Below are 23,743 nucleotides of genomic sequence, written 5' to 3'. Positions count from 1 at the left end.
CACGAAGGACGTGGCGCTCACGGTGCTTCGCCTGCGCGCTGCTTGCACGCGCTGGTTCGGCCGGGCGGTGATGCGCCACACCAGGACCTGTGCCGGTGAGTCCGCGGTGTCGAGTTCACGCTCGGCGGCAGCCTTGCTCAGGAGTTGGCGGGCATTGCGGCCGGCGGTCTCGGCGCGGGAGAGCGTGGTGGTGAGGGTGGGCCAGACAGGATCAGCCAGGATCTGATCGGCGTGGTCGGGAAGTGCTTGACGCACGGTGGCCTCGAAGCGCTCGCCGACGCGGCGGGCTGTATCGGGTCTTCATCCTGCTGCTGGCCTACACAGGGCTGCGCTGGGGCGAGGCGTCCGCGCTGAAGGTGAGGGCCACCTCAAGCTCAAGGCGCACAAGCTGCGCCACACGGCGGCTTCTCTCGCCATCGGCAGCGGCGCGGACATCAACGTCGTCCAGACCATGCTCGGCCACAAGTCCGCGACGCTGACGCTGGACACGTACGGCCATCTCTTCCCCGACCGCCTCGACGAGGTCTCGAAGAAGATGCACAGTCGCCGGGTCTAGCGGTTGGCCAAGGCGAAGGCCAAGCTGGAGAAGGCGGAGAAGAAGGCACGCAAGGCCGCCGAGACGGTGGCCGTCCAGGAGGATGCCGCCGCGTGAGGTGTGTCTGATCCGTGCCGAGGAGCCGTTGCCGAAGGAGCCACCGACCGTGCTGACATGGCGGGGCGGCCCCTTCGGCTCCTCTTGGTACAGGTCCAGCCGCGCGCTCAGCGGCCCTTGCGGAAGGCCCGGTCCATTGCCTCGGCAGCCGTATCGGTAGCAAGCTGCTCGATCTCCTCCGGCACCTTTCGCTCGTCGATGACGAAGAGCCGACTGCCGACGAGCGTGGTGGTGGGCTTCCAGCCGAGACGGCGGCCGGCCTCGCGGGCAGCGCGCCGGACGTCCTTCACCTCGCCCATCTCTTCGAGGTCGCTGATGCTCAGGACGAGCTGGCCGTAGAGCCCCTTGTACTGGGGCTTGAGGGCTGCCCTCAGCAGCGACTCCAGGCGGTCGATCAGGTTCTCGTACCGGCGCGGGCCAGCTCGTCCTTCACAGGCATCGCCTGCCGCTCCCCACCCTCAGCGCGCGCCGTATGTGTGCCATATATGTGCCGCAAGATCGGAGGCCCTGCCGCCCACTCGGACGACAGGGCCTCTGACCTGGTGTTTCTCTGTGCCCCCGGCAGGATTCGAACCTGCGACACCCGCTTTAGGAGAGCGGTGCTCTATCCCCTGAGCTACGGAGGCGCGGGCTTGGAGTGGCCTTGTCGGCGGCCCGGTGAACGGGGCGCGTTGGCAAGGGCTGCGAGCCCACTGGTCGGACAAGGTGTGGCGCCTTCTGCGATCTTGCCGGTGCAGGTGGCGGGGCATACCGGTGAACGACCAGGGACAGCGTAGCGGATCCGTCCCCGCGAAGGGCTTCCCCATGGGGTCGGTGGCATCGGGCGCCGGGTGTCCGGTATCTGACCTGCGGTTTCTGTGGGGCGGGGGTTCTTCGGTAGGGACGTGGTGGCGGCCCGGGTGTGTGGTGTGGATGAGGGCCGGCCGCTCTTGTGCCTCGCTGGTGGCCGTGCTCAACTGCTCAACTGGGCTGCGTTGGGCGTCCAGGGGCCAGGGGCCAGGGTCCAGGGGCCAGGGTTCAGGGTTAGCGAAGGTGTTTCCGGAGATGATCGCGGAGTCGGCAGGGTCTCCTTGGCAGGGGCACGATTTCGCCGTGCTGTTCGTCGTCCTGATCGCCGGGGCGACGACCGTGCTGGGGCTCGCGCTGTACCTGTGCTCACGGTTCACCCGGCAGGCCCGGCGGCGGCGCACCTCGCAGGCCGTGTGGCGGGACGTTTCCCTGGTGATGGCCGCCTTGGGGATCGCCCTCTACCTGTGGGGGTGCCTCCATGTCCTCTTCCTTGAGGACCAGGAGCAGGCCGAGGCGTGTGAGCGGGGGCGTCCCGAGGGGGTGACGGCACTCGTCGGCCGCAGGGGCGACTTCGTTCCGCTGCGGCTCGTGTGCGAGGCGGCGGGCGGCCGGGACTACTCCGTCGTCATCCCGGGCTTCGTCAATCCGGTTCTCGCCGTGCTGTTGTCGGTCGGGCTGGTCTGCGCCCTTGTTGCCGCCATACTTCATCGCGGGCGGCGCACGGCGAGTTGAGGGTGTGGCGTGGCGCGGGTCGCGGGGTCTCTTGACGGGGTGCGGGCGTGGGCATAGCGTCACGAAAGCCCTGAGCAAGCGCTTAGAGAGGTCGTTCGTGCCGCACTCCGACCCGACTCCAGCCACCCCCGCTCCCGAGCCTGCCCCGGCCGCCGAACAGGCGGCGGCCCAAGCCGAACGGGTGGTGGCCGCGCTGACCGGGCCCGGGGGGCCGTTCGCCGTCGTGCGTGCCGAGGACGGGCCGCAGGCGGGGGCCCTCGTGTACGCGGACGGGCCCGGGACGCTCCGTGAGTTCGTGGAGACCACCTGGGCGTTCGGGGAGCAGCCGTTCCTGATCTCGGAGGAACGCGGCTATACGTACGGGGAGTTCTTCGCCGCGGCCTCCGCGCTGGCGTGCCGGCTGAGCGAGGGGTACGGGCTCCGGCCGGGGGACCGGGCCGTGGTGGCGATGCGGAATCATCCGGAGTGGCAGATCGCCTTCTGGGCCGCGCAGTTGGCCGGTCTCGTCGCCGTACCGCTGAACGCTTGGTGGACCGGGGACGAGTTCACGTACGCCCTCGACGACTGCGGGCCCCGGGTGCTCCTGGTCGACGGGGAGCGGTTGCCGCGGGTCGCGGACTGGGCCCGTGACTCCGGGGCGCGCGTCATCGTCTTCCGTGACGAGGAGCGCGGGGCCCGCGGCGCGGAGCCGGCGGACGGGGTCGAGTGGTACGCGGACCTGCCCGAGCCCGATCCGTACGCAGCACCGCCCGAGGCCGAGATCCGGCCCGAGGACGACGCGACGATCATCTACACCTCCGGCACCACCGGCAGGCCCAAGGGCGCCGTCGCCACTCAGCTCGCCCAGGCGGGTGCCGCGCGCAACCCCCGGTTCCACGCGGCGGCCTCCGCGCTCGGCCGGGGCGTCATCCCGGGTCAGGGGCCTGCGCCGGTCACGCTGCTCACGTTCCCGTTCTTCCACGTCGCCGCGTTCACCAGCTTCTACGCCGCGATGTCGGCGGGCGGCGCCCTCGTGCTGATGCACAAGTGGGACGCGGAGGAAGCGCTGCGGCTGATCCGCGAGCACGGGGTGACGCACTACGCAGGGGTGCCGGCCACCGCGCTCCAACTGCTCGCCGCGGCCGGCCGGGAGGAGGACGGGCTGGAGAGCCTCCAGATGCTCAACACGGGCGGGGCCGCCGCCCCGCCGGATCTGGTGGCCCGGCTGACCGCCCGTTACGGGGAGCGGATCGAGCCGCGCAACGGGTACGGGCTGACCGAGACCAGCGGTGGCGTCCTGGCGAACTTCGGTGCCGAGTACCGGGCGCATCCCGGCAGCGTCGGCCGCCCGACCCCCACCACCGAGGTGCGGATCGCCGGTCCGGCGGGGGAGGAGCTGCCCGAGGGCGAGGTCGGCGAGCTGTGGCTGCGCGGACAGGCGCTGGTGCGGGGCTACTGGCAGGACGAGGAGGCGACGGCGCAAGCGTTCAGCGGTGGCTGGTTCCGTACCGGGGACCTGGCGGTGGTCCACGAGGGGCGGGTCGATGTCGTCGACCGGATCAAGGACATGGTGATCAGGGGCGGCGAGAACGTCTACTGCGTCGAGGTCGAGGGCGTGCTGCACGGCCACCCGGATGTCGAGGACGCGGCGGTCCTGGGTGTTCCTCATCCGGTGCTGGGCGAGGAGGTCGCCGCGGTCGTCCGGCTCCGGCCCGGTGCCGTGGCCACGGCAGAGGAGCTGCGGGCGCATGTGGCCCGGAGCCTGGCCGCGTTCAAGGTCCCGGCCCATGTGCTGATGTCCGGGGAGCCGCTGCCCCGCAACGCCACCGGGAAGATCCTCAAGCGCGAGCTGCGCGGACCCGTCGAGGAAGAGGTCCGGGGGCCCAGGTCCGTGGGTCAGGGGTAAGGGGTCAGGGGCGGGTGATCCGGACCCGGTAGTCACCCTTGGAGTCCTTGTCGACCACCGATATGCGTATCCCCGTGGCCCGGTCGGTGAAGGTCTGGCCGGGCTCGAACGGGGCGTCGGAGAGCTCCGCGTGCACGTTGGGCAGCCGGGTGCAGCCGCTGCTGTCCTTGGTGCTGTCCGCGACGGAGATGGGGCCCTGGCCGGTGTCGACGTCCGAGCTCACCTTGTAGATCAGTACGCCGGGACGGCAGACGGCCTGGTCGTTGCCCGCCTGGGTCCGTACCTCCACCGCGTAGCCGGACTCCGCGCTCAGCGGCACGAACGCCAGCTTCGTGCCGCCCTTGCCGGCCAGCGGCTCCAGTACGTGGTCGCTGGTGCCGGTCCGCGAGGCGCAGCTGATCTGGTTGTTGTCCAGCCAGCCGAGCTTCCACTTGTGCCAGCCGAGCAGGTCGTTGTTGGCGCCCCAGTCCTCGGACATGATGTCCCAGTGCCCGACCGAGCCGCCGCCCTCCATCGTGTAGAGGTCGGGGAGGCCGAAGACGTGGCCGTTCTCGTGCGGCAGGACGCGGTAGCCGGTCTGGGCGTACGAGCCCGAGCCGTCGTCCTGCCGGCTGTAGACGAAGGACGTGTTGGCGAGCGGCACGCCGTCCGCGTACGGGGCGTCCTCGTTGCCGGAGAAGGTCACAGACAGCACCGTGTCCAGGGCGGAGGGACCGGCGTTCGGGCTGACCAGAATGTTGACCAGGTCGTACGCGCTGAAGTCCACCTTCGGGTCGGCGGCGGCGACGATGTCCTGGACGAGATGGCGGTAGCCCGGTTCGTACGGTGAGCCGCGCTCGATCCCGTAGCCGGAGAACGGCAGTGGCATCCGCAGCCAGGACTTCACCGGGGCCTCCGGCACGTAGGTGAGCCGTCCGTAAGAGCTGGTGCGGAACCAGTCGGTGGTCTGCGGGAAGAATTCCGCGAGCCGGTTCATGGCCGGCTCCGTGCCCGGTGCGTCCGGGAAGTCGACCATCAGGTTGAGTGCGTGGATCTGGCCGGTGGAGCGGGCGTAGCCGGGCTGGGTCGGCATGCCCTCCGACATCTGTACGCCCATGGACGCCGATATCCGGCACGGGCCGATCCCGGCCGTTCCGGTGCTGGACACCGGACCGGCGGAGGCCCGGCTGGGAAGGGGGAGCGTGCTGCTGGCCGAGGCCAGTGCCGCGACGACCAGGGCTGTTGCCGCGCCAAGGATGACCGGGTGGCGGTGCTTGCGTATCCGGTGGCGGGGCTGCTGCATGAAGGCGCCTTCGGGGCCGCGGCAGCCGGCCGACCCTGGCTGCGCTCTGTCGATCAGCCTCTGACGGGTGCTGCGGGGCCGCGCGTTGGGTGCGCCGAAGGGGTGGGATTCTCCCGTTTCAGTGTGGTGTGACCCAGGTCACATTGGGTCGGGAAATAACCGGGGACCGTTTCCCCGTTTGCACACGTGTCCCCGCGAAACGGGGAGGCGGTCCCCGGTTACGCGGAGAGGTCGCCGGAGTAACGCACGTATGACACAGAGCCCACGTACGACACAGAACGCACGTATGACACAGCCACCGGAATGAACAGTCACCGGAAGAGAAGGAGCGCCGTCGTGGACACCGTCACCCCCGCGGTCACCGGAACCGCGCAGTCGCGTACGCCCCGCCCGCGGGCCGACGCGCTGCGCAACCGGGAGCGGATCGTGACGGCCGCGCGCGAGATGTTCGTCGAGTTCGGGCCGGACGTGCCGCTCGACGAGGTCGCCCGCCGCGCGGGCGTCGGCAACGCCACTCTCTACCGGAACTTCCCGGACCGGGCCGCGCTGACCCATGAGGTCGTGCTCGCGGTCACCTCCCGCACCACCGAGCGAGCGGAGGAGGCCGCGAACGAAGAGCGAGACCCCTTCGTCGCGCTCAGCCGCTTCGTGCACGCGGCGGCCGACGAACGGATCGGGGCGCTGTGCCCGATGCTGTCCGGCGGCTTCGACAAGGACCACCCCGAACTGCTCGCCGAGCGTCGGCGCCTCGAAGAGGCCGTCGAAGGACTCGTCGGGCGTGCCATGTCCGCGGGGCGCCTGCGTACCGACATCGCCGTCGGTGACGTACTGGTCGCCCTCTCCCAGCTCACCCGGCCGCTGCCAGGCATCGCCTGTATGAACATCGACCGGTTCACCCACCGCCACCTCCAGCTGTTCCTGGACGGACTGGAGGCCCCGGCCCGGTCCGTCCTGCCCGGTACGGCGGCGACCATGGAGGACCTGCGGCGCCGGACCTGACCGGCGTGCCGGGCTCCTGAGACGGCTGCCCGGCCGCGCGTCCGCCCGCCCCGAACACCGCACCCCTTTCTTCCCGACCCTCGTCTCCACCCGACCCTCACCCTCACGGGCCCTCGCCGCGTCCATGGCTCACGGCCCGGCTCACGACTTCGCGCGCCCGAACGCGCCCTTAGGTGGCTACTCCCATGTCAAAAACAGCTGATATCCGACTCCCTGATCCGAGTCGCTGGAAAGCGCTGGCGTTCATCGCGCTCGCTCAGTTGATGGTCGTGCTCGATGCCACGATCGTGAACATCGCGCTGCCGCACGCCCAGACGGACCTGGGCATCACGGATGCCAACAAGCAGTGGGTCATCACGGCCTACGCCCTCGCCTTCGGCGGACTGCTGCTCTTCGGAGGCCGGATCGCCGACCTCTGGGGCCGCAAGCGCACCTTCGTCGTCGGTCTGATCGGCTTCGCGCTGGCCTCCGCGCTCGGCGGAGCGGCCCAGAACCAGGGCATGCTCTTCGGCTCGCGCGCACTCCAGGGTGTCTTCGGCGCCCTGCTCGCCCCCGCGGCCCTCTCGCTGCTCGCGGTGATGTTCACCGACGCCAAGGAGCGCGCCAAGGCGTTCGGCATCTACGGTGCGATCGCCGGTGGCGGTGGCGCCGTCGGCCTCATCCTCGGCGGGTTCCTCACCCAGACGCTGAACTGGCGCTGGACGTTCTTCGTCAACATCCCCTTCGCGATCGTCGCCGCCGCAGGCGCGTACTTCGTGATCCGCGAGCCGGCCGGCAGCCGTAACCGGTCCTCGCTCGACATTCCCGGTGTCGTCCTGTCCGCGCTGGGTCTGGTCTCGCTGGTGTACGGATTCACCCGCGCCGAGTCCAGCGGCTGGTCGGACGCGCTGACCATCGGCACGTTCGTCGCCTCCGGCGTGCTGCTGCTGGCCTTCGTCCTGACCGAGTCCAAGGTCAAGTCGCCGCTCCTCCCGCTGCGCGTCCTGATGGACCGCAACCGCGGCGGCGTCTACCTCTCGCTGGGCCTCGGCGTCATCGCGATGTTCGGCCTGTTCCTCTTCCTCACGTACTACCTGCAGGTCGTCCAGGGCTTCTCGCCGATCAAGACCGGCTTCGCCTTCCTCCCGATGATCGCGGGAATGATCACCGGTTCGACGCAGATCGGTGCCCGGCTGATGACCCGGGTCCCGGCCCGGATGCTGATGGGCCCCGGCTTCCTGACCGCCGCCGTCGGCATGCTGATCCTCACGCAGCTGCAGGTCGACTCGTCCTACGCGGCGGTCATCCTGCCGGGGCAGCTCCTGATGGGTCTCGGCATGGGTACGGCGTTCATGCCCGCCATGTCGCTGGCCACGCACGGCATCGAGCCGCGTGACGCGGGTGTCGCCTCCGCGATGATCAACACCTCGCAGCAGGTCGGCGGTGCGATCGGCACGGCGCTGCTCAACACCATCGCCGCCTCCGCCGCCACGGCGTACGCCACCTCGCACGCCGCGCTCGGCGCCACCGACCCGGAGCAGCTGAAGCTCCAGTCGATGGTGCACGGCTTCACCGGCGCCATCTGGTGGGCCGTCGGCATCCTGGTGGTGGCCTCCGCGATCGCGGCGACCTTCGTCAACGCCGGCCGCCCCTCGATGACCACGACGTCCGGTGGTACCGGCACGGGTTCCGGTTCGGCCGACGGTGTCGAGGACGAGGTCCGGATTCCGGTCGTCGCTCACTGAGTCACCGCACAGGGCGCTGAGTCACCGCACAGGCCTCTGCCCCGGTTCCGTACATCGGAACCGGGGCAGAGGTGCGTGCGGTGAGTGGTGCGTGCGGTGGGGCGGGGTGGGGTGGGGCGGGGTGGGTCAGCGGAGCCAGGGAAGGTCGGCGTCCGCGTCCTCCGGCTGGAGCCCGGCCGCGACGACCCGCATGATCTCCCCGAGCGAGCGCACCTGCTCGGGGGTGAGGCGGTCGAACAGCGCCTGGCGTACGGCGCTGACGTGGCCCGGTGCCGAGCGGCGGAGCATCTCGTGGCCCTCCTCGGTGAGGACCGCGTTCTGGCCGCGCTTGTCGGACGGGCAGTCCTCACGGCGCACCCAGCCGCTCTTCTCCAGCCGGGCGACGGCGTGCGAGAGCCGGGAGCGGGTGATCTTGGCGTCCTTGGCCAGCTCGGTCATCCGCTTCTGGCGGCGGGGCGCCTGGGACAGCTGGACGAGCAGCCCGTAGTAGATGTGCGGCATACCGGCATCGCGCTGCAACTGGCGGTCGAGGTGATCCTCCAGGAGCGTGGCGGCGTGGAGGTATGCCCGCCAGACGCTCTGTTCTTCGTCGGTGAGCCAGCGCGTCTGCTCACCGGTGGATGCCGTGGTCATGTACTCCACTGTACGACCTTTTCTTGAAAGTTGAACTAGATAGAGCTAAGGTCTCCGAAGGTAGGAACTTGAAGGTTAAAGAAATATTCCTTCTGAAAGTTCCAGTAGAAGACTTACCTTGAGCAGCAGTGGATGGGGAGTGCCATGACAGTCACCGCGGAGCGCATGCCCGCCCTCTACCTCTCCCACGGCGCCCCGCCGCTGGCCGACGACCCGGTCTGGCCAGGAGAGCTGGCCGCCTGGTCCGCCGGGCTGCCCCGGCCCACCGCGGTCCTGATGGTCTCGGCGCACTGGGAGGAGGCCCCGCTCGCCCTCGGCGCCACCGAGACGATCCCGCTCGTCTACGACTTCTGGGGCTTCCCCGAGCACTACTACCAGGTGCGGTACGCCGCCCCCGGCGCCCCGCAGCTCGCCGAGAGCGTGCGCAAGCTGCTGCGCGGCGCCGGTACCCCGGTCCAGGACATCCCGGACCGGGGCCTCGACCACGGGGCGTACGTTCCGCTGGTGGAGATGTTCCCCGCGGCCGACATCCCGGTGCTGCAGATCTCCATGCCGACGCTGGACCCGCAGAAGCTGATGGACATCGGCCGCAAGCTCGCGCCGCTGCGCGACGAGGGCGTCCTGATCGTCGGCAGCGGCTTCTTCACCCACAACCTGGCCGCCCTGCGGCAACAGGGCGGCGGCACCCCCGGCTGGTCGGCGGAGTTCGACGACTGGGGGCGCCGCGCACTCCAGGCGCAGGACGTCGACGCGCTGCTGGACTTCGAGAACAAGTCCCCGGCGGGCCGGCTCGCCCACCCGCGCACCGAGCACTTCGCCCCGCTCTTCGTGACGCTGGGCGCCGCCGAGCAGGAGCTGGACCGGGGGCGCAGCGTGATCGACGGGTTCTGGATGGGGCTGGCCAAGCGCTCGCTGCAGTACGGCTAGCAGGCGCCTCTTCCGTGGGGTGCCGAGCCGGGCTCAGAGCACCGGAGGGTTCAGCTCGATCGAGCGGAGTGCGGCCGCCAGCGCGGCCGGGCCGCCGACGTCCAGCGCGGTGTCGGTGAACTTGATGGTGTGGTCGTCACCGTGTGCGGCGGCCCGCGCGAAGACCTCTTCGGGGGTCAGCCCTTCGGGCGCGGCCGGGTAGTCGGCGGGCCGCGCCGGGGCGTACGCGGCGGTGACCGCCGCACTGGCCGCCCACGCCGCGTCCAGGCTCGGCGCCCACAGCTCCCGGGGGAGCGCGGGCAGCGTGCGCAGTACGGCGTTGGGCGCGGTCGCGGCGTGCACCAGCATGACCGGCGAGCCGTGCGCGTACGCCGCGTACCGGTGGGTCGCGGCGCGCACCAGCTCCTCCAGCCGGGCGCGGGCGAGGTCCGGGTCCGTCGCGGGCCGGGTGCGGGCGGGGTCGGCGTCGGTCACCGGCCGGGTGGGATCGGCGTCGGTCTCCGGCCGGGGCGGCCACACCGGGAATCCGGTGAGCTGTCCCAGCCGTTCCCGGATGCCGCCGCTCTGGTCCGGCACCCGGTCCACGGCGTCCAGTGCGGCGGCCGCACCGGCCGCACCGGCCGCCGGGGCGAGCGGTGCCAGCGGCGGCAGCGGCTGGTGGCGGGCCGCCCAGTAGCCGAGGCCGTGGGCGAGCTCCGCGACGCGTGGCGCGTTCTCGCCGGAGGCCAGCAGGGTGCGTACGCAGTGGCCGACCCGGATCACCGGGTGCGTGGCGCCGGCCGCGATGCCGGGGAGCAGCCGGGGCCACCACTCGGAGAGGACCTCGCGCCAGGGCCGGCCGGCGGTCTCCCGCTCGAAGTACGCCGTCCAGTCGGCGATGCGGCGGGGGTCGCCCAGGGCCTCGCGCCAGTTGTCCGGGGTCACCTCGGTGAACCGGGCCGGCATGTCCTCCAGCTTCGCCCGGTAGTGGTCCAGCCAGCGGTGCACGCCGGGCGCCTGGCCGTGGCGCACCAGCGCCTCGACCGCCATCGGGGCGTGGTTGCTCAGCCAGCCGTCCCGCTCCGGGCCGAAGGAGTGCAGCCGTTCCAGTGCCTCGTCGAGCGTGCCGGAGGTGTCGGGTGAGTTGTGCGTCGTGTCGTCCATGCCGCATCACGCTAGGCACCGCGACCGCTCTCCGTAACGGGCTGCGGACCTAGGGAGACCCACGGCTCCGGTCCTAGGGCGGCCCCCGGCTCAGGTCCTAGGGAGGTAACCCGGCGGGACTAGGCCGAGGGCCCCAGGCGTTTCTCGTACCAGGCGACGTCCCAGTACCGGCCGAACTTCCGGCCGACCTCCGCGTACGTGCCGAGGTGCCGGAAGCCGAAGCGGTCGTGCAGCCGGACCGAGGCCTCGTTCGGCTGGGTGATGCCGGCGTACGCCCGGTGCAGGTCCTCGCCGGCCAGTGCCTCGAAGAGCGCCGTGTAGAGGAGGGTGCCGATGCCGCGACCGGCGGCGCCGGGCGCGCAGTACACGCTCACCTCGACGGAGGTGGAGTACGCCGCCTTGGGACGGAAGGCGCTGCTGGTGGCGTACCCCAGGATCCGGGGAGCCGGTCCGCCGGTATCCGGGCCGCCGGCACCCGGCGCATCGACATTACGGACATCCTGAGCAACCAGGAGCCGGTGCGGGCCGTCTACAGGGTAGGAGCGCAACCAGGGCAGACGTTGGCCCGGAGTGAAGGGAGCCGTGTCGAATGTGAGGGCGGTCTCACGCACGTAGTGGTTGTAGATATCGGTGAGGGCCTCCAGATCGCCCTCGACACCAGGCCTGACCTGCGCCTCCGTGCCTATCTGTGTCATGTGCCCTCCCTTGGTAGCGCGACAGGGTACTGCATGATCGCGAAAATGAATGCCAGGCATGGGAATTCTGTCCGGATTCCAGTCGTTGTTTCCATCGGAAGCTGGGCACCCGAAAGGGTGTCGCGACCTACTCAGCAAGGAGCACGCATGGCAACCCGTGCCGTCGCCCGACGTTCGTCCTCCACCGGCGGGACCAACCGGGCAAGCAGTGTTCGCGCCGTGGGCGGGGAAATCGCCGATCGCGACCTGGTCGGCATGTATCTGGACGAGATCGCGCGCACGCCGCTACTCGATGCCGCCAAGGAGGTCGAGCTGTCGCAGACCGTCGAGGCGGGCGTCTTCGCGCAGCGGATCCTGGACGGCGTGGTGGAGAGCGATGCCGGTGGGGCCTCGCGCGAGGAGCTGGAGGCGCTGGTCGCCGACGGCGAGCGCGCCAAGGACGTATTCATCCGGTCCAACCTCCGACTCGTGGTCGCCGTCGCCCGCCGGTATCCGCGGGCCGGGCTTCCCCTGCTCGATCTGATCCAGGAGGGCAACGCGGGCCTGGTGCGGGCGGTCGAGAAGTTCGACTACGCCAAGGGCTTCAAGTTCTCCACGTACGCCACGTGGTGGATCAGGCAGGCCATCACCCGCTCGATAGCCGACCAGTCGCGCACGATCCGGCTCCCCGTCCACCTGGTGGAGGAGCTCGGCCGGATCCGCCGGGTGCAGCGCGAGTTCAACCGCGAGCACGGGCGCGATCCGGAGCACGCGGAGATCGCGGCCGAGCTGGACTCCACGACGTCGCGCGTCGGTGACGTGCTGGACTGGGCCCGTGACCCGGTCAGTCTGAACATGTCGGTGGACGACGACGGCGACACGCAGTTCGGAGACCTCCTGGAGGACACCTCTGCGGTGTCCCCCGAGCAGTCGGTGATGACACTGCTGCGCAGCGAGGAGCTGGAGGAGCTGATCGGCAGGCTCGACAACCGCACCGCCTCCATCATCCGGATGCGCTACGGAATCGAGGACGGCCGTGAGCGGACGCTGACCGAAGTGGGCAAGCAGCACGGGCTGACCCGGGAGCGAATCCGCCAGATCGAGAAGCACGCGCTGCTCGAACTGAAGCGAATGGCTCACGACACGGGCTTTGACGCTGCGGCGTGAGCCGAAGTCCAGTAACCTCCGAATTGGGCCACTTCATTGCGGCCCCCCTGAACTGAGTCCCGGCGCCCACCCCCCCCTGGCGCCGGGGCTCATCCCTTTTCCGGGCTCAGCCTCCTTGCGCTTCCGGGCTCAGCCTCCTTGCGCTTCCGGGCTCAGCCTCCTTGTGCTGCTGACCGCTCTGCCGATGGCGCGGCCGACTGCCCTGCCGCGCGGGTGAGCCTGCCGCCCAGGTCGTTCAGATACGTCAGCAGCTGCGACGGCCCGTGCGCGGTGAATTCGCAGTCGACCATGGCCAGCCGCACCGCGACCCACTCCAGCGAGCCCGACAGCGTCGCGCGCAGCCGGCAGCTGTGCTCGCCGGTCGGCTCCAGCGGGCCGATCGAGGCGGGCAGCCGCGAGGCGACGAACTCCGCCGGGGCCGCGAAACTCACGTCGATCGCCAGCTCCGGCTTGATCCGTGCCATGGAGCTGCTCAGGAACTCCGCCGCGTCGCCCGTGGGCAGCTCCCGGGGCGTGAAGCGGGACCCCGTCGGATACGGATCGCTCACCCGGTCGACCCGGAAGGTGCGCCAGGCCTCCCGCTCCAGGTCGTACGCGACCAGATACCAGCGCCACCCGGTGCTCACCAGGCGGTACGGCTCGACCTGCCGCCGCGTCTCGGCGCCGTCCCCCGCCCGGTAGGCGAACCGCAGGCGCTCCCGCCCGGTGACGGCGGAGGCCATCACGGTCAGCGTCTGCGGGTCGATCGTCGCCCCGTCCCCGCGGGTCAGCGGCACCGTCGCGTTCTGGAGGACGGAGACCCGGTGGCGCAGCCGCGAGGGCAGCACCTGCTCCAGCTTGGCCAGCGCCCGGACGGAGGCCTCGTCGACGCCCTCGATGGCGTGACCGGCGCCGGCCCGCAGCCCCACCGCGATGGCCACCGCCTCCTCGTCGTCCAGCAGCAGCGGCGGCATGGCCGTGCCCGCCACCAGCCGGTAGCCGCCGACCGCGCCGCGCGAGGCCTCCACCGGGTATCCCAGATCGCGGAGGCGGTCGATGTCCCTCCGGATGGTGCGCGGGCTGACGTCGAGGCGGTCCGCGAGTTCACTGCCCGGCCACTCGCGCGGCGTCTGGAGCAGTGACAGCAGATTCAGCAGTCGTGCCGGGGTGTCGGTCATATCACCCAGGATGCCCACCCATTGGGTCACGAGCTGACCTAATGGGCCTTTAACTTCTTCATATGACTTCTTCCGCACCCCAGCCGTCCGGGACAGCCGCCGCGGTGCCCCCGGACGCCTCGGACCGCCGCCGGTGGTTCGCGCTGGCCATCGTGATGACCGCGGCCTTCATGGACCTGGTCGACGTCACGATCGTCAACATCGCCATCCCGAGCATCAAGCGTGACACCGGTGCCTCGTTCAGCTCGATCCAGTGGATCACCGCCGGATACGCCCTGGCCTTCGCCGCCGGGCTGATCACCGGCGGCCGGCTCGGTGACATCTACGGCCGCAAGCGGCTGTTCCTCATCGGGATCGGCGGCTTCACCGTGGCCTCCGCGCTGTGCGGCTTCGCCGCCAACCCGGAGATGCTGGTCGCCTCCCGCATCCTCCAGGGCGGCACGGCCGCGCTGATGGTCCCGCAGGTGCTGTCGATCGTGCACGCCACCTTCCCGGCGCACGAGCGCGGCAAGGTCTTCGGCCTCTTCGGTGCGATCGTCGGCCTCGGTGCCGTGTCCGGGCCGCTGCTGGGCGCGCTGCTCACCGAGTGGAACATCGCCGGTCTCGAATGGCGCCCGATCTTCCTGATCAACCTGCCGGTCGGCATCGCGGGACTGATCCTGGGCCGCAAGTTCATCACCGAGTCCAAGGCGCCCAAGGCGCTGCGCCTCGACCTGATCGGTGTGGTGCTGGTGACGGTGGGGATGCTCATGCTGATCTACCCGCTGACCCGCGGCGAGGAGCTGGACTGGCCGCTCTGGGGTTACCTGTCGATGGCGGGCAGCCTCGTGGTGTTCCTGGTGCTCGTGCTGTTCGAGCAGCGGAAGGCGCGCCGGGACGGTTCGCCGCTGGTCGAGCTGTCGCTGTTCCGGGTCAAGAGCTTCGCCGCCGGTATCGCCGTGCAGCTGACCTTCGGTGTCGGCCTCGGCATCTTCTTCCTGGTCTGGACGCTCTACATGCAGGAGGGGCTCGGCTGGAGCGCGCTGCGGGCCGGTACGACCGGTATCCCGTTCTCGGTCGCCGTCTCGGTCGCCGCCGGGATCTCCGTACAGAAGCTGGTGCCGCGCTTCGGGCGCAAGGTCCTCCAGGCGGGGGCGCTGCTGATGGTCGCCGGTCTGCTGCTCTACATCTGGGAGTCCGACCGCTACGGCATGGGGATCACGTCCTGGCAGATGGCGTTGCCGCTGGTGGTGATGGGGCTCGGGATGGGGCTGATCGTCGCCCCGCTGGCCGACGCGGTGCTGTCCGAGGTGCCCAAGGAGCACTCCGGCTCCGCCTCCGGGCTGTTCAACACCGTGCAGCAGATGGGCAACGCGCTGGGGCTCGCGCTCGTCTCGGTGATCTTCTTCGGGGCAATCGGTGACCGGCTCACGCCCGCGCAGCTGGGCCCGGCGTTCGCCGACGCCTTCGAGCACTCCCTGTGGTGGGTGGCCGGTGTGCTCGCGGCCATCTTCCTGCTGATGTTCGCGCTCCCGGCCCGGCCGAAGCAGCACGTGGAGGGCGGCGAAGAGATGGCCGAGGCCGCCTCCCCCGCGGAACCCGTCGACGAGCCCGTGCTCACGCACTGAGCTGACGGAGAACGTGCGCGGTGCCCGTACCCCCCGAGGGTGCGGGCACCGCTCCGTTCGCGCGGGCTCAGCAGATGCGCGTACGGCTCTCCATCGCGCCGCGCGCCGTCTCCTCGTCGCCGTACACCTCGCACATGTGGCGGCCGTCGGGCGTCGCCGTGTGCTCGACCTCCCACAGGCTCGTCTCGCTGCCGTCCAGGAGCAGGAAGGCGTGCTCGTACAGGGTGAAGCCCGCGTCCCGTCCGTCCACCTGGCACTGGCGGCCGAAGATCTGGGTGATGTGGTGGGCGAAGGCGGCCCGCAGCAGGTGGGCGGTCTCCTCGCCGGGGACGTCGCCGTTCTCCGCGCGGCGCAGCACGCGGCGGGCGTGGTCCGCGGAGTTGTCCGGGGCGTACATCCGGGGGAGCGGGGCCGGGGGCGCCGCCATCAGGGCCGTGAGGATCTCCAGGTCGCCCTGGGGGCCCTCGTCCCCGAAGACCGGGGCGTCGCGGAAGCCGCCGGCGAGCCGGGCCGCGGCGATGTGCACGTCGGCCTCGTCGTCGTACAGCTCGTGCTGCCGGTCGCCGGGCTGCGAGCCGCAGCGGGGGCCCTCGGGGTCCCGCTGGCCGCAGTGCACCAGCTCCCAGAGCGTTAACGGGCTGCCGTCGGACAGCAGATACGTATGCCGGTACGTCTCGCGGTGCAGCGTCGCGCTGTGGTGCGAGGAGTGCAGGGAACTGCTGTGGGCGAGGGCCGAGCCGAGCCGCTCGACCGTACTGTCGGGCAGGTCGAACGAGTTGAGAGCCCGTCGCAGGAGTCGTTCGAGGTGCTGCTCGGTTGTCTCGTACGGATCGCTCAAGGTGCTTCTCCAGGCCGTCGCCGCGTGTTACCCGATGCGTGCATAACGTAGTCCCTGGGTCTGACATCGTGACCGGGGTTCAGCAAAACGTATGACGCACGCAGAAGGTTCCCGGCGTTTTGCCCTAACTTCCTTGTGCGGAGGGTGAGTCGGCTGCGGGACCGCCGCCGTCCGCCGGGCGTCGTGGCTGCGGCTGCTTGCCGTAGAGATCGCTGTACGAGAGATATGTGCCGCCGCCCTCGCGGCCGTTGATGCCGGTGGCCGCCCGCACGGCCTTCACGATGGCGCGGGCCAGTGTCTCCGCACCCGCCGCGAGCAGGTCATTGAGCGCGATCGGGTTCGCCGGGTCCAGCGTCCGTGCGCCGGTGGCCAGCGCGAAAACGGTGTCCCCGTCGGTCAGCAGATGTACGGGCCGGATGGCGCGCGCCAGCCCGTCGTGCGCGGTGCCCGCGAGCTTCTGTGCCTGCGCCCGGCCGAGGTCGGCGTCCGTGGCGACGACGGCGAGCGTGGTGTTGAGCGGGGGGCGCGCGTTCGCGTCGTACGCCTGTGCCAGGCGCTGTTGCGCCGTGCGGTGGACCTCCGGCGCGGGGGCGACGGCCGGCTCGGCGGCTCCGTACTCCCCGTACAGCACCCCGGTACGGGGGTCGAGGACAGAGCCCGCCGCGTTCACCACGGCCAGCGCGGCCACCGTGATGCCGGACGGCAGCAGGGTGCTCGCCGTCCCCACCCCGCCCTTCAGCTGCCCGGCGACCGCGCCCGTGCCCGCGCCGACGCAGCCCTCGGCGACCGCCGCCCCCGGCTCCGTGCGCGCGGCGTCCTCCACGGCGGCCCGGCCGGTCGACGCGTCCGGACGGGCCCGCCAGTCACCGCCCCGGCCCAGGTCGAAGAGGCACGCCGCCGGGACCACCGGGACGACCTGTGCCGGATCGGCGCCGACCCGCACGCCGCGCCCCTGCTCCTCCAGCCAGGCCATCACGCCGGACGCCGCGTCGAGCCCGTACGCGCTGCCCCCGGTCAGCACCAGGGCGTCGACGCGCTGCACCAGATTGCGCGGGTCGAGCGCGTCCGTCTCCCGGGTGCCGGGGCCGCCGCCGCGCACATCGACGGCGGCGACCGCACCGCCCTCGGGGGCGAGGACCACGGTGGTGCCGCTGAGCGCACCCCTGCCCGCGAGCGAGGCGTGCCCCACCCGGATCCCGGCAACATCGGTCAGCGCGTCCATCCGGTACTCCTCGGGGTCGGGGGCGTGAGCGTGGCGGGCGGTGCATCGTGGCGGGCGGTACGGGGTGAACCTACCCGCGAGGGCGGGCGGGAGAGCGGAGAGGGCGCCTGGACGTCCGGGCATTCAGGTGTCCGGGCATGCGGGCATCCGGGTGTCCGCATGCCCGGGTGTCGTCCCACGGCGACGCGCTCACCCCGTAGAGCCGCAAAACAGGACTAACACTCCCTTATGTCCCTACGGTGGCGGGGTGACCGAGCCACCAGAGCCCTCTGCCGACAGGCCCGCCCGCCTCGCGCCCACGGGCAGCCGGTCCGCCACCGCCCGCGCGACCGCGGCCGGCGTCATCGTCTCCCTCCTGCTCGTCATCGCGATCGTGCTGGGCAGCAGGCTTCTGGAGAACTTCGACTCGGCCCTCCTGCCCTATGCCGTGGCCACCGTCTTCCTCGCCTTCGGCGTGGCCTACCGCTACACGGTGTGGGTCTCCGCCCCCGGGGCCCGGCGGCTGTTCAAGAAGGGCTGGGGGAGCCTCTTCTCGGTGGCCAACTTCCGTAAGGCCCCCACCGCCCTGCCGAAGATGATCGCCACCTACCTCGGCTTCCAGAAGTTCCTCGGCGCCCGCTCCCACGCCCGCTGGGCCGCCCACCAGCTGATCTTCTGGGGCTGCATCCTCGCCTCCCTGATCACCTTCCCGCTGACCTGGGGCTGGTTCACCTTCACCTCGGGCAGCGGAGCGGGACCCGGCTACGAGATGCGTATCTGGGGATTCAAGATCATCGGGTTCGACTCCCTGAACATCCTCGGCTGGCTGATGTTCCACGGCCTGGACATCGCCGCCGTCCTCGTCATCCCCGGCGCCTCCTACTTCCTGTGGCGCCGGATGAAGGACCGGGGCGCCATCACGGGCCAGCGGTTCGGCTACGACCTGGTGCCGCTGATCGCGCTCGTCGTCATCGCCGTCACCGGCCTGCTGCTCACCTTCTCCTCGATCTTCCTGCACGGCGGCGGATACGAGTTCCTGGCGATCCTCCACATGGTTTCGGTGGTCTTCACCCTCATCTACATCCCCTTCGGGAAGTTCTTCCACATCGTCCAGCGGCCCGCCGCCGTCGGCATGCAGCTGTTCAAGTACACCGGCCGGCAGGACCAGGAGGTCTTCGGCTGCCGCCGCTGCGAGGAGCCCATCGACACCGCCCCGTACGTCGAGAACCTCCGCGGCACCATGCGCGACCTCAGCCTCGACTTCGACGCGTGGACCGAGTACTGCCCGCGCTGCAAGCGGGTGCTGCGCGGCAGTGCCTATCTCTCCCAGGTGAAGAAGGGCTTCAAGTGACCGCGGATCCCCGAGCGGCCGACCCCCGGGCGATCGTGCCCCTCGACCCCTCCCTCGCGCCGCCGGGCACCCGCGCCTTCCGGGACGCGGGCGGCATCCCCGCCGACCAGTGGCACGCCGACCAGAACGGCGAGACGCTCGTCCCCACCCACTGCTGCTTCTGCGGCGTCCAGTGCGGGATGTACCTCCGCGTCGACCGGGCAGGCAAGGTCTTCGGCGTCGAACCCCGCAACCACGACATCAACCGGATGCGCCTGTGTCCCAAGGGCATCAACGCCTACCAGCAGGTCAACCACCCCGACCGGCTCACCGCCCCGCTCATGCGGCGCACCCGCGACGAGGACCTCCGGGAGGTCTCCTGGGACGAGGCCCTCGACTTCACCGTCGCCGAGATCAAGCGCATCCAGCAGACGCACGGCAACGACGCCTTCGGGCTGCTCGGCGGGGCCAGCCTGTTCTCCGAGAAGACCTATCTCGTCGGCAAGTTCGCCCGGGTCGCACTCAAGTCCCGGCACGTCGACTACAACGGCCGGCTCTGCATGGTCAGCGCCGCCGGTGCCAACAAGCTCGCCTTCGGCATCGACCGGGCAGGCAACCCCTTCTCCGACATCCTGCTCACCGACTGCCTGCTGATCGCCGGCTCCAACGTCGGTGAGTGCTTCCCCGTGATGACCCAGTACGTCTGGGGCGCCCGCGACCGCGGGGCCAGCCTGATCGTCATCGACCCGCGCGAGACGGCCATCGCCCGGACCGCCGACATCCACGTCGCCCTCAAACCCGGCACCGACTCGGCGTTCTTCAACGCCGTGCTGAACGTGGTCATCGAGGAAGGGCTCACCGACGAGAACTACCTCGCCGCCCACGCCACCGGCTGGGAGGAGGTGAAGGCCAAGGCCGCCGAGTACCCGCCGGCCAGGTCCGCAGAGATCTGCGGGGTCCCCGCCGAACAGATCGTCCAGGTCGCCCGCACCTTCGCCCGCGCGCCCAAGGCCATGGCCTGGCACGCCCGCGGCATCGAGCACCACTCGCAGGGCGTCGAGAACTGCCTCACCGTGATCAACCTCTGCACCGCCACCGGGCACATCGGCAAACCCGGCGCCGGCTACGGAACGATCACCGGCCAGGGCAACGGGCAGGGAGGCCGCGAACACGGCCAGAAGTCCGACCTGCTGCCCGGCGGCCGCTCCATCACGAACGAGGAGCACCGCCGGCAGATCTGCGAGATCTGGGGCATCGAGGAGTCCGAACTCCCGCCCGCCGGAACCTCGATGATGGAAATGGTCTGGCAGATGCAACGCCGCGAGATCCGCGGACTGATCGGCATCTGCAACAACCCGTTCGTCTCCCTCCCCAACTACAAGGTGGTCAAGGAGGGTTACGACGCGACAGAGTTCCACGCTCAATTCGACTTCTTCCTTTCCGAGACCGCTGCCAACGCGCATGTCGTCTTCCCCGTCACCACCTGGGCCGAGGACGAAGGGGTGATGGCCAACGCCGAGGCCCGGGTGGTCAAGCACAACAAGGCCCAGGACCCGCCCCCCGGCGTACGGACCGACACCTGGGTGATGTGCGAACTGGCCAAACGCCTCGGCGCGGGTGACAAATTCGCCTTCACCGACTCCCGCGAGGTCTTCGACGAACTGCGGATCGCCTCCGCCGGCACCGTCAACGACTACTACGGCATCACCTACGAACGGCTGGAGGAGACGGGCGGAATCGCCTGGCCCTGCCCCTCCACCGACCACCCCGGCACCCCCCGCCTCTTCGAGGACGGCAGGACCTACCACCCCGACGGCAAGATCCATATGCAGGCCGTCGAGTGGCACCAGCCGATGGACCCGTACGACGACGAGCACCCCATGTCCCTCACCACCGGACGCACCGTCGCGCACTTCCTCTCCGGCAACCAGACCCGCAGGCTGGGCGCCCTTGTCGAACAGACCCCGCGCCCCTGGGCCGAGATCCACCCCTCCCACGGCTTCCGCAACGGTGAACCGGTCCGTGTCGTCACCCGGCGCGGCAGCGAGGTCTTCCCCGCCCTGGTCACCGAGGCGATCCGCCCCGACACCGTCTTCATCCCGTACCACTGGCCCGTCCCCACCGCCGCCAACGCGCTGACCATCGACGCCCTGGACCCCCGCTCCAAGATCCCGGAGTACAAGGTCTGCGCCTGCCGCATCGAGCACGCCGCGGCGATCGACGAGGTCCCCGCGCCCCCGGTCGCGCCGGGCCATGTCGCCTACCCGGAGACCCAGGTCTCCCGCACCGACCCGCTGCCGCCCACCTCGCCGCAGGGCCGCGGCACCTCGGAGAGGAGCTGATGCCCGCATGATGGGCAGAACGATCTTTATCGACCCGGGGCGCTGCATCGGCTGCCAGGCCTGTGTCTCCGCCTGCCGCGAGTGCGACTCGCACCGCGGCAAGTCGATGATCCACCTCGACTACACCGACGAGGGCCAGTCCGTCGCCTCCCTTCCCACGGTCTGCATGCACTGTGAGGACCCCGTCGCGCCCTGCGCCGAGGTGTGTCCCGCCGACGCGATCCTGGTGACCGCCGACGGGGTGGTGCAGCAGGCCGACACCACCCGCTGCATCGGGTGCGCCAACTGCGTCAACGCCTGTCCCTTCGGTGTCCCGAAGATCGACCTCCAGGCGAAGCTGCAGATGAAGTGCAACCTCTGCTACGACCGCACCGCCTACGGTCTCGCCCCCATGTGCGCCACCGTCTGCCCGACCGGAGCGCTCTTCTACGGAACCGTCGAGGAGCTCCAGGCCGAGCGCCCCGGCGTCCAGGTCGCCGACACCTTCGTCTTCGGCGAGAGCGAGGTCCGTACCGGCGTGGCCATGGTCGTCCCCGCCGACCGGGTCCAGTGGCCGGTGCCCGGCGGCCTGCCCGTCGTGGAGATCAACGGGAAGGACGTCCGCCGATGAGCGTCACCGACCAGCCGCCCTCCCCGCCGCCCGCCGGGGACCCGCGCGAGGCCCTCCACGACCGGATCGCCGCGGACTCCCTCACCACCAGGCGCGACTACCTGCGGATCGTCGCCACCGTCTCCGGCGGACTCGCCGTCGGCGGTCTCGGCGTCGCCGCCGGCATCCTCCCGCGCCACGGGGACCCCGACGACGCCAAGGCTCCCCAGCCGAAGAAGGTCAGCGCCCAGCTGCTGCCCGGGGAGTCCGTCGCCTTCCGCTACCCGGACGAGGAGGACCGCGCGGTGGCCGTCCGGCTCAATGACGGGACGCTCGTCGGCTACTCCGCGATCTGCACCCATCTCGCCTGCGCCGTGCTCTGGAGGAAGGACCGGGGCGCCGAGGGCGAGCTGTACTGCCCCTGCCACGAAGGTGTCTTCGACGCCCGTACCGGCGAGGTCACCGCAGGCCCGCCGCCTCGCGGTCTGCCCAAGGTGGTGCTCACCGAGCAGGCCGACGGCAGCGTCTGGGCGCTGGGCACCGCGTACTCCGGCGAGAGCGCCGAGCACGGGCTCTGCCGCCAGCTCGGCGACGACCGCCCGGACCTCGCCTCCCGGATCGGCTGCCCCGGAGCCAAGCGGGGAGCGGAGGCTCCCGACGCGGCCGGTGCCACCGGAGCCGGCGAAGTCACCGGTGCCACTGCGGCCTCTTGGGCGACGGCCTCCACCGGGGCGACTGCGGCCACCGGCGCCACCGCGTCCGCCGACGCCGAGACCTCCGGCAGGCGGGCATGAGCGACGCGCAGCAGCCCGAGCCCGGCCCGCACTACCCGGAGTACCACCCGGGCAGCGCCCGGCCGGAACTCAACCGGCCCGTCCACGAGCGCTATCCCCAGATCCGGCCCACCAGCGGTTACGGCGACCCCCGCGTCCGCCGTACCGGACCGGGGCCGGGAGCCGGCACCGACCAGGAGCCGGAACGCTCCTCGAAGCTCACGGCCCGGCTGACCCTCGCCATGACCGTGGTCATCGGGCAGCTCTGGGGGCTGACCGTGATCATCGACGAATGGATGGAGGGCAACTCCGGCACCGCCTGGTGGGGCGCCGGATTCCTGTGCCTGTCGTTCCTCGTGGTGCTCGGCCTCTGGGCGCTGGACCCGAAGGACCGCTGAGCGGGGGAACGCTCCGGAGAGCGTCGGTACTCCGGAGGACGGCCGTATCGAGCTGGGAGGCCGTACCCCCGAGGGCAGCCGTATCGACGAGGGCGGCCGTACCCTGGAGGCATGAGTACCGCCCCTGCCCCCGGACCGCGCGATTCGAAGCCGGGCCCGCCGGACCGGCCGAAGCCGAAGCCGGCACTGGTTTTCGACGATCCGCTGGACCAGCAGTCCTCGGACGATACGGACCGGGGCTGGGGTGAGCGGTCCCCCTCCGGCGGCAGCGCCGCCGACCTGGCCCGCTTCCTCGACGACAAGCCGCCCCATCACATCTGAGCCGGCTACTCCCGGCCGCCAGGCACTGAGCCCCCGGCCCCGGGACCTCCGGTTCCTGAGTCTCCAGCCCCTGAGCCCCCGGCCCCGGGGCTGCCGTCCGTCGGGCCGACCCGTTGCGAGACCAGCGCGTCGCGGATCTCCTTGAGCACCTCCAGCTCGCTGACCTCCAGCGTTTCCTGGACGCCCTCCTTCGCCGCCAGCATGGCCGCGCGCCTGGCCAGGTACTTCGCCATCGGCAGGACCATCAGGAAGTAGACGACGGCGGCGGTGATCAGGAAGCTGAGGGTGGCGCTGAGCACCGACCCCCACAGGATCCGGATCCCCTCGGTCGCCTCGCCCGTCGTCGGGTCCGTCGTGCAGGGGCCCTTGAGGCAGGAGCTGTAGTTCTCCAGATCCTTGGTGCCGAACGCACCGACGAGCGGATTGATGACGCCCTTCACGATCGCGTTCACGATGTTGGTGAACGCGGCGCCGATGACGACGGCGACCGCCAGATCGATCACATTGCCACGCATCAGGAAGGCCTTGAAGCCGTCCAGCAGATTGGCCTTCTTCTTCTCGCTCAAGGGTGAGCCGTCCT

23 protein-coding genes and 1 tRNA gene are annotated in these 23,743 nt (G+C 70.7%); 14 read left to right on the top strand and 10 right to left on the bottom strand.

Annotation, left to right across the window (positions count from 1 at the left end):
- The first annotated feature begins 256 nt into the window (after positions 1 to 256).
- Entirely contained in the window at positions 257 to 556 is a 300-nt protein-coding gene (locus OG892_RS16170; protein ID WP_371629520.1) for a tyrosine-type recombinase/integrase, read from the top strand.
- Between the two features lie 203 nt (positions 557 to 759).
- Here OG892_RS16170 and OG892_RS16165 read toward each other — a convergent pair whose 3' ends face one another.
- Positions 760 to 951: a hypothetical protein gene (locus OG892_RS16165; RefSeq protein ID WP_242436786.1), complete on the bottom strand. Its 192-nt coding sequence runs from the start codon at positions 949 to 951 to the stop codon at positions 760 to 762.
- A 254-nt stretch (positions 952 to 1,205) separates the two neighbouring features.
- Positions 1,206 to 1,278: transfer RNA gene (locus tag OG892_RS16160), tRNA-Arg, on the bottom strand.
- 418 nt (positions 1,279 to 1,696) lie between these two features.
- Here OG892_RS16160 and OG892_RS16155 point away from each other — a divergent pair.
- A complete protein-coding gene (locus tag OG892_RS16155; protein ID WP_371629519.1) occupies positions 1,697 to 2,173 on the top strand; it encodes a hypothetical protein in 477 nt (158 codons plus the stop codon).
- Between the two features lie 97 nt (positions 2,174 to 2,270).
- On the top strand, positions 2,271 to 4,058 hold the full coding sequence (locus OG892_RS16150) for a class I adenylate-forming enzyme family protein (RefSeq protein WP_371629518.1): 1,788 nt from the start codon (positions 2,271 to 2,273) through the stop codon (positions 4,056 to 4,058).
- A 4-nt stretch (positions 4,059 to 4,062) separates the two neighbouring features.
- On the opposite strand, the gene OG892_RS16145 is transcribed toward OG892_RS16150, so the two are convergent.
- Entirely contained in the window at positions 4,063 to 5,340 is a 1,278-nt protein-coding gene (locus tag OG892_RS16145) for a M6 family metalloprotease domain-containing protein (protein WP_371629517.1), read from the bottom strand.
- Between the two features lie 303 nt (positions 5,341 to 5,643).
- On the opposite strand from OG892_RS16145, the gene OG892_RS16140 reads away from it, so the two are divergent.
- Both OG892_RS16140 and OG892_RS16135 read left to right on the top strand, forming a co-directional pair.
- Complete coding sequence (locus OG892_RS16140) at positions 5,644 to 6,339, top strand: TetR/AcrR family transcriptional regulator (protein WP_371629516.1); 696 nt, start codon at positions 5,644 to 5,646, stop codon at positions 6,337 to 6,339.
- A gap of 185 nt (positions 6,340 to 6,524) precedes the next feature.
- The gene (locus OG892_RS16135) at positions 6,525 to 8,063 is read left to right on the top strand and encodes an MFS transporter (RefSeq protein WP_073737260.1); all 1,539 of its coding nucleotides are present in this window, start codon (positions 6,525 to 6,527) and stop codon (positions 8,061 to 8,063) included.
- A 126-nt stretch (positions 8,064 to 8,189) separates the two neighbouring features.
- Here the strand turns inward: OG892_RS16135 and OG892_RS16130 are convergent, their stop codons facing one another.
- A complete protein-coding gene (locus OG892_RS16130; protein ID WP_199884471.1) occupies positions 8,190 to 8,705 on the bottom strand; it encodes a MarR family winged helix-turn-helix transcriptional regulator in 516 nt (171 codons plus the stop codon).
- Between the two features lie 135 nt (positions 8,706 to 8,840).
- On the opposite strand from OG892_RS16130, the gene OG892_RS16125 reads away from it, so the two are divergent.
- Entirely contained in the window at positions 8,841 to 9,623 is a 783-nt protein-coding gene (locus tag OG892_RS16125; protein ID WP_327337363.1) for a class III extradiol ring-cleavage dioxygenase, read from the top strand.
- 33 nt (positions 9,624 to 9,656) lie between these two features.
- Here the strand turns inward: OG892_RS16125 and OG892_RS16120 are convergent, their stop codons facing one another.
- On the bottom strand, positions 9,657 to 10,766 hold the full coding sequence (locus OG892_RS16120) for a questin oxidase family protein (protein WP_371629515.1): 1,110 nt from the start codon (positions 10,764 to 10,766) through the stop codon (positions 9,657 to 9,659).
- A 119-nt stretch (positions 10,767 to 10,885) separates the two neighbouring features.
- Positions 10,886 to 11,461 carry an N-acetyltransferase family protein gene (locus OG892_RS16115; protein WP_371629514.1) on the bottom strand — a complete coding sequence of 192 codons (576 nt, stop codon included), beginning with the start codon at positions 11,459 to 11,461 and terminating at the stop codon, positions 10,886 to 10,888.
- A 147-nt stretch (positions 11,462 to 11,608) separates the two neighbouring features.
- Here OG892_RS16115 and OG892_RS16110 point away from each other — a divergent pair, with 147 nt between their 5' ends.
- Positions 11,609 to 12,607: an RNA polymerase sigma factor RpoD/SigA gene (locus tag OG892_RS16110; protein WP_073737264.1), complete on the top strand. Its 999-nt coding sequence runs from the start codon at positions 11,609 to 11,611 to the stop codon at positions 12,605 to 12,607.
- A 152-nt stretch (positions 12,608 to 12,759) separates the two neighbouring features.
- Here the strand turns inward: OG892_RS16110 and OG892_RS16105 are convergent, their stop codons facing one another.
- Positions 12,760 to 13,764, bottom strand: a complete 1,005-nt coding sequence (locus tag OG892_RS16105; protein ID WP_371629513.1) for a helix-turn-helix transcriptional regulator — start codon at positions 13,762 to 13,764, stop codon at positions 12,760 to 12,762.
- A 62-nt stretch (positions 13,765 to 13,826) separates the two neighbouring features.
- Here OG892_RS16105 and OG892_RS16100 point away from each other — a divergent pair, with 62 nt between their 5' ends.
- On the top strand, positions 13,827 to 15,371 hold the full coding sequence (locus tag OG892_RS16100) for an MFS transporter (protein WP_371629512.1): 1,545 nt from the start codon (positions 13,827 to 13,829) through the stop codon (positions 15,369 to 15,371).
- Between the two features lie 67 nt (positions 15,372 to 15,438).
- Here OG892_RS16100 and OG892_RS16095 read toward each other — a convergent pair whose 3' ends face one another.
- Entirely contained in the window at positions 15,439 to 16,209 is a 771-nt protein-coding gene (locus OG892_RS16095) for a DUF6227 family protein (RefSeq protein WP_073737266.1), read from the bottom strand.
- Positions 16,210 to 16,333: 124 nt separating this feature from the next.
- Complete coding sequence (locus tag OG892_RS16090) at positions 16,334 to 17,431, bottom strand: P1 family peptidase (RefSeq protein WP_328866698.1); 1,098 nt, start codon at positions 17,429 to 17,431, stop codon at positions 16,334 to 16,336.
- Positions 17,432 to 17,678: 247 nt separating this feature from the next.
- On the opposite strand from OG892_RS16090, the gene OG892_RS16085 reads away from it, so the two are divergent.
- From OG892_RS16085 to OG892_RS16060, 6 genes are all read left to right on the top strand, one after another.
- Positions 17,679 to 18,761 (top strand): MFS transporter, encoded by a 1,083-nt coding sequence (locus tag OG892_RS16085; protein ID WP_371629511.1) that lies wholly within the window; start codon positions 17,679 to 17,681, stop codon positions 18,759 to 18,761.
- Positions 18,758 to 21,082 carry a molybdopterin oxidoreductase family protein gene (locus tag OG892_RS16080; protein WP_328866699.1) on the top strand — a complete coding sequence of 775 codons (2,325 nt, stop codon included), beginning with the start codon at positions 18,758 to 18,760 and terminating at the stop codon, positions 21,080 to 21,082. The genes OG892_RS16085 and OG892_RS16080 overlap by 4 nt, the downstream gene beginning before the upstream one ends.
- A 7-nt stretch (positions 21,083 to 21,089) precedes the next feature.
- A complete protein-coding gene (locus tag OG892_RS16075) occupies positions 21,090 to 21,692 on the top strand; it encodes a 4Fe-4S dicluster domain-containing protein (protein WP_024489583.1) in 603 nt (200 codons plus the stop codon).
- A complete protein-coding gene (locus tag OG892_RS16070) occupies positions 21,689 to 22,465 on the top strand; it encodes a Rieske (2Fe-2S) protein (protein WP_073737270.1) in 777 nt (258 codons plus the stop codon). Before OG892_RS16075 ends, OG892_RS16070 begins: the two co-directional genes overlap by 4 nt.
- Positions 22,462 to 22,842 (top strand): hypothetical protein, encoded by a 381-nt coding sequence (locus OG892_RS16065; RefSeq protein ID WP_073737271.1) that lies wholly within the window; start codon positions 22,462 to 22,464, stop codon positions 22,840 to 22,842. Before OG892_RS16070 ends, OG892_RS16065 begins: the two co-directional genes overlap by 4 nt.
- A gap of 111 nt (positions 22,843 to 22,953) precedes the next feature.
- Positions 22,954 to 23,163, top strand: a complete 210-nt coding sequence (locus OG892_RS16060; RefSeq protein WP_327337356.1) for a hypothetical protein — start codon at positions 22,954 to 22,956, stop codon at positions 23,161 to 23,163.
- 5 nt (positions 23,164 to 23,168) lie between these two features.
- Here the strand turns inward: OG892_RS16060 and OG892_RS16055 are convergent, their stop codons facing one another.
- Positions 23,169 to 23,729: an MscL family protein gene (locus OG892_RS16055; protein WP_371629510.1), complete on the bottom strand. Its 561-nt coding sequence runs from the start codon at positions 23,727 to 23,729 to the stop codon at positions 23,169 to 23,171.
- Between the last annotated feature and the right edge of the window lie 14 nt (positions 23,730 to 23,743).

The sequence above is a fragment of the Streptomyces sp. NBC_00341 genome, assembly GCF_041435055.1.
Taxonomy (GTDB): domain Bacteria; phylum Actinomycetota; class Actinomycetes; order Streptomycetales; family Streptomycetaceae; genus Streptomyces.
The sequence above is the reverse complement of the archived record's forward strand: the minus strand, read 5'-3'. Positions and strand labels throughout refer to the sequence as shown.

Excerpts from the sequence above, each read along its gene's own strand:
- OG892_RS16165 (WP_242436786.1), bottom strand. The coding sequence starts at position 951 with ATGGGCGAGGTGAAGGACGTCCGGCGCGCTGCCCGCGAGGCCGGCCGC.
- OG892_RS16155 (WP_371629519.1), top strand. The coding sequence starts at position 1,697 with ATGATCGCGGAGTCGGCAGGGTCTCCTTGGCAGGGGCACGATTTCGCC.
- OG892_RS16145 (WP_371629517.1), bottom strand. The coding sequence starts at position 5,340 with ATGCAGCAGCCCCGCCACCGGATACGCAAGCACCGCCACCCGGTCATC.
- OG892_RS16140 (WP_371629516.1), top strand. The coding sequence starts at position 5,644 with ATGAACAGTCACCGGAAGAGAAGGAGCGCCGTCGTGGACACCGTCACC.
- OG892_RS16135 (WP_073737260.1), top strand. The coding sequence starts at position 6,525 with ATGTCAAAAACAGCTGATATCCGACTCCCTGATCCGAGTCGCTGGAAA.
- OG892_RS16125 (WP_327337363.1), top strand. The coding sequence starts at position 8,841 with ATGACAGTCACCGCGGAGCGCATGCCCGCCCTCTACCTCTCCCACGGC.
- OG892_RS16120 (WP_371629515.1), bottom strand. The coding sequence starts at position 10,766 with ATGGACGACACGACGCACAACTCACCCGACACCTCCGGCACGCTCGAC.
- OG892_RS16115 (WP_371629514.1), bottom strand. The coding sequence starts at position 11,461 with ATGACACAGATAGGCACGGAGGCGCAGGTCAGGCCTGGTGTCGAGGGC.
- OG892_RS16110 (WP_073737264.1), top strand. The coding sequence starts at position 11,609 with ATGGCAACCCGTGCCGTCGCCCGACGTTCGTCCTCCACCGGCGGGACC.
- OG892_RS16105 (WP_371629513.1), bottom strand. The coding sequence starts at position 13,764 with ATGACCGACACCCCGGCACGACTGCTGAATCTGCTGTCACTGCTCCAG.
- OG892_RS16100 (WP_371629512.1), top strand. The coding sequence starts at position 13,827 with ATGACTTCTTCCGCACCCCAGCCGTCCGGGACAGCCGCCGCGGTGCCC.
- OG892_RS16090 (WP_328866698.1), bottom strand. The coding sequence starts at position 17,431 with ATGGACGCGCTGACCGATGTTGCCGGGATCCGGGTGGGGCACGCCTCG.
- OG892_RS16075 (WP_024489583.1), top strand. The coding sequence starts at position 21,090 with ATGATGGGCAGAACGATCTTTATCGACCCGGGGCGCTGCATCGGCTGC.
- OG892_RS16070 (WP_073737270.1), top strand. The coding sequence starts at position 21,689 with ATGAGCGTCACCGACCAGCCGCCCTCCCCGCCGCCCGCCGGGGACCCG.
- OG892_RS16065 (WP_073737271.1), top strand. The coding sequence starts at position 22,462 with ATGAGCGACGCGCAGCAGCCCGAGCCCGGCCCGCACTACCCGGAGTAC.
- OG892_RS16060 (WP_327337356.1), top strand. The coding sequence starts at position 22,954 with ATGAGTACCGCCCCTGCCCCCGGACCGCGCGATTCGAAGCCGGGCCCG.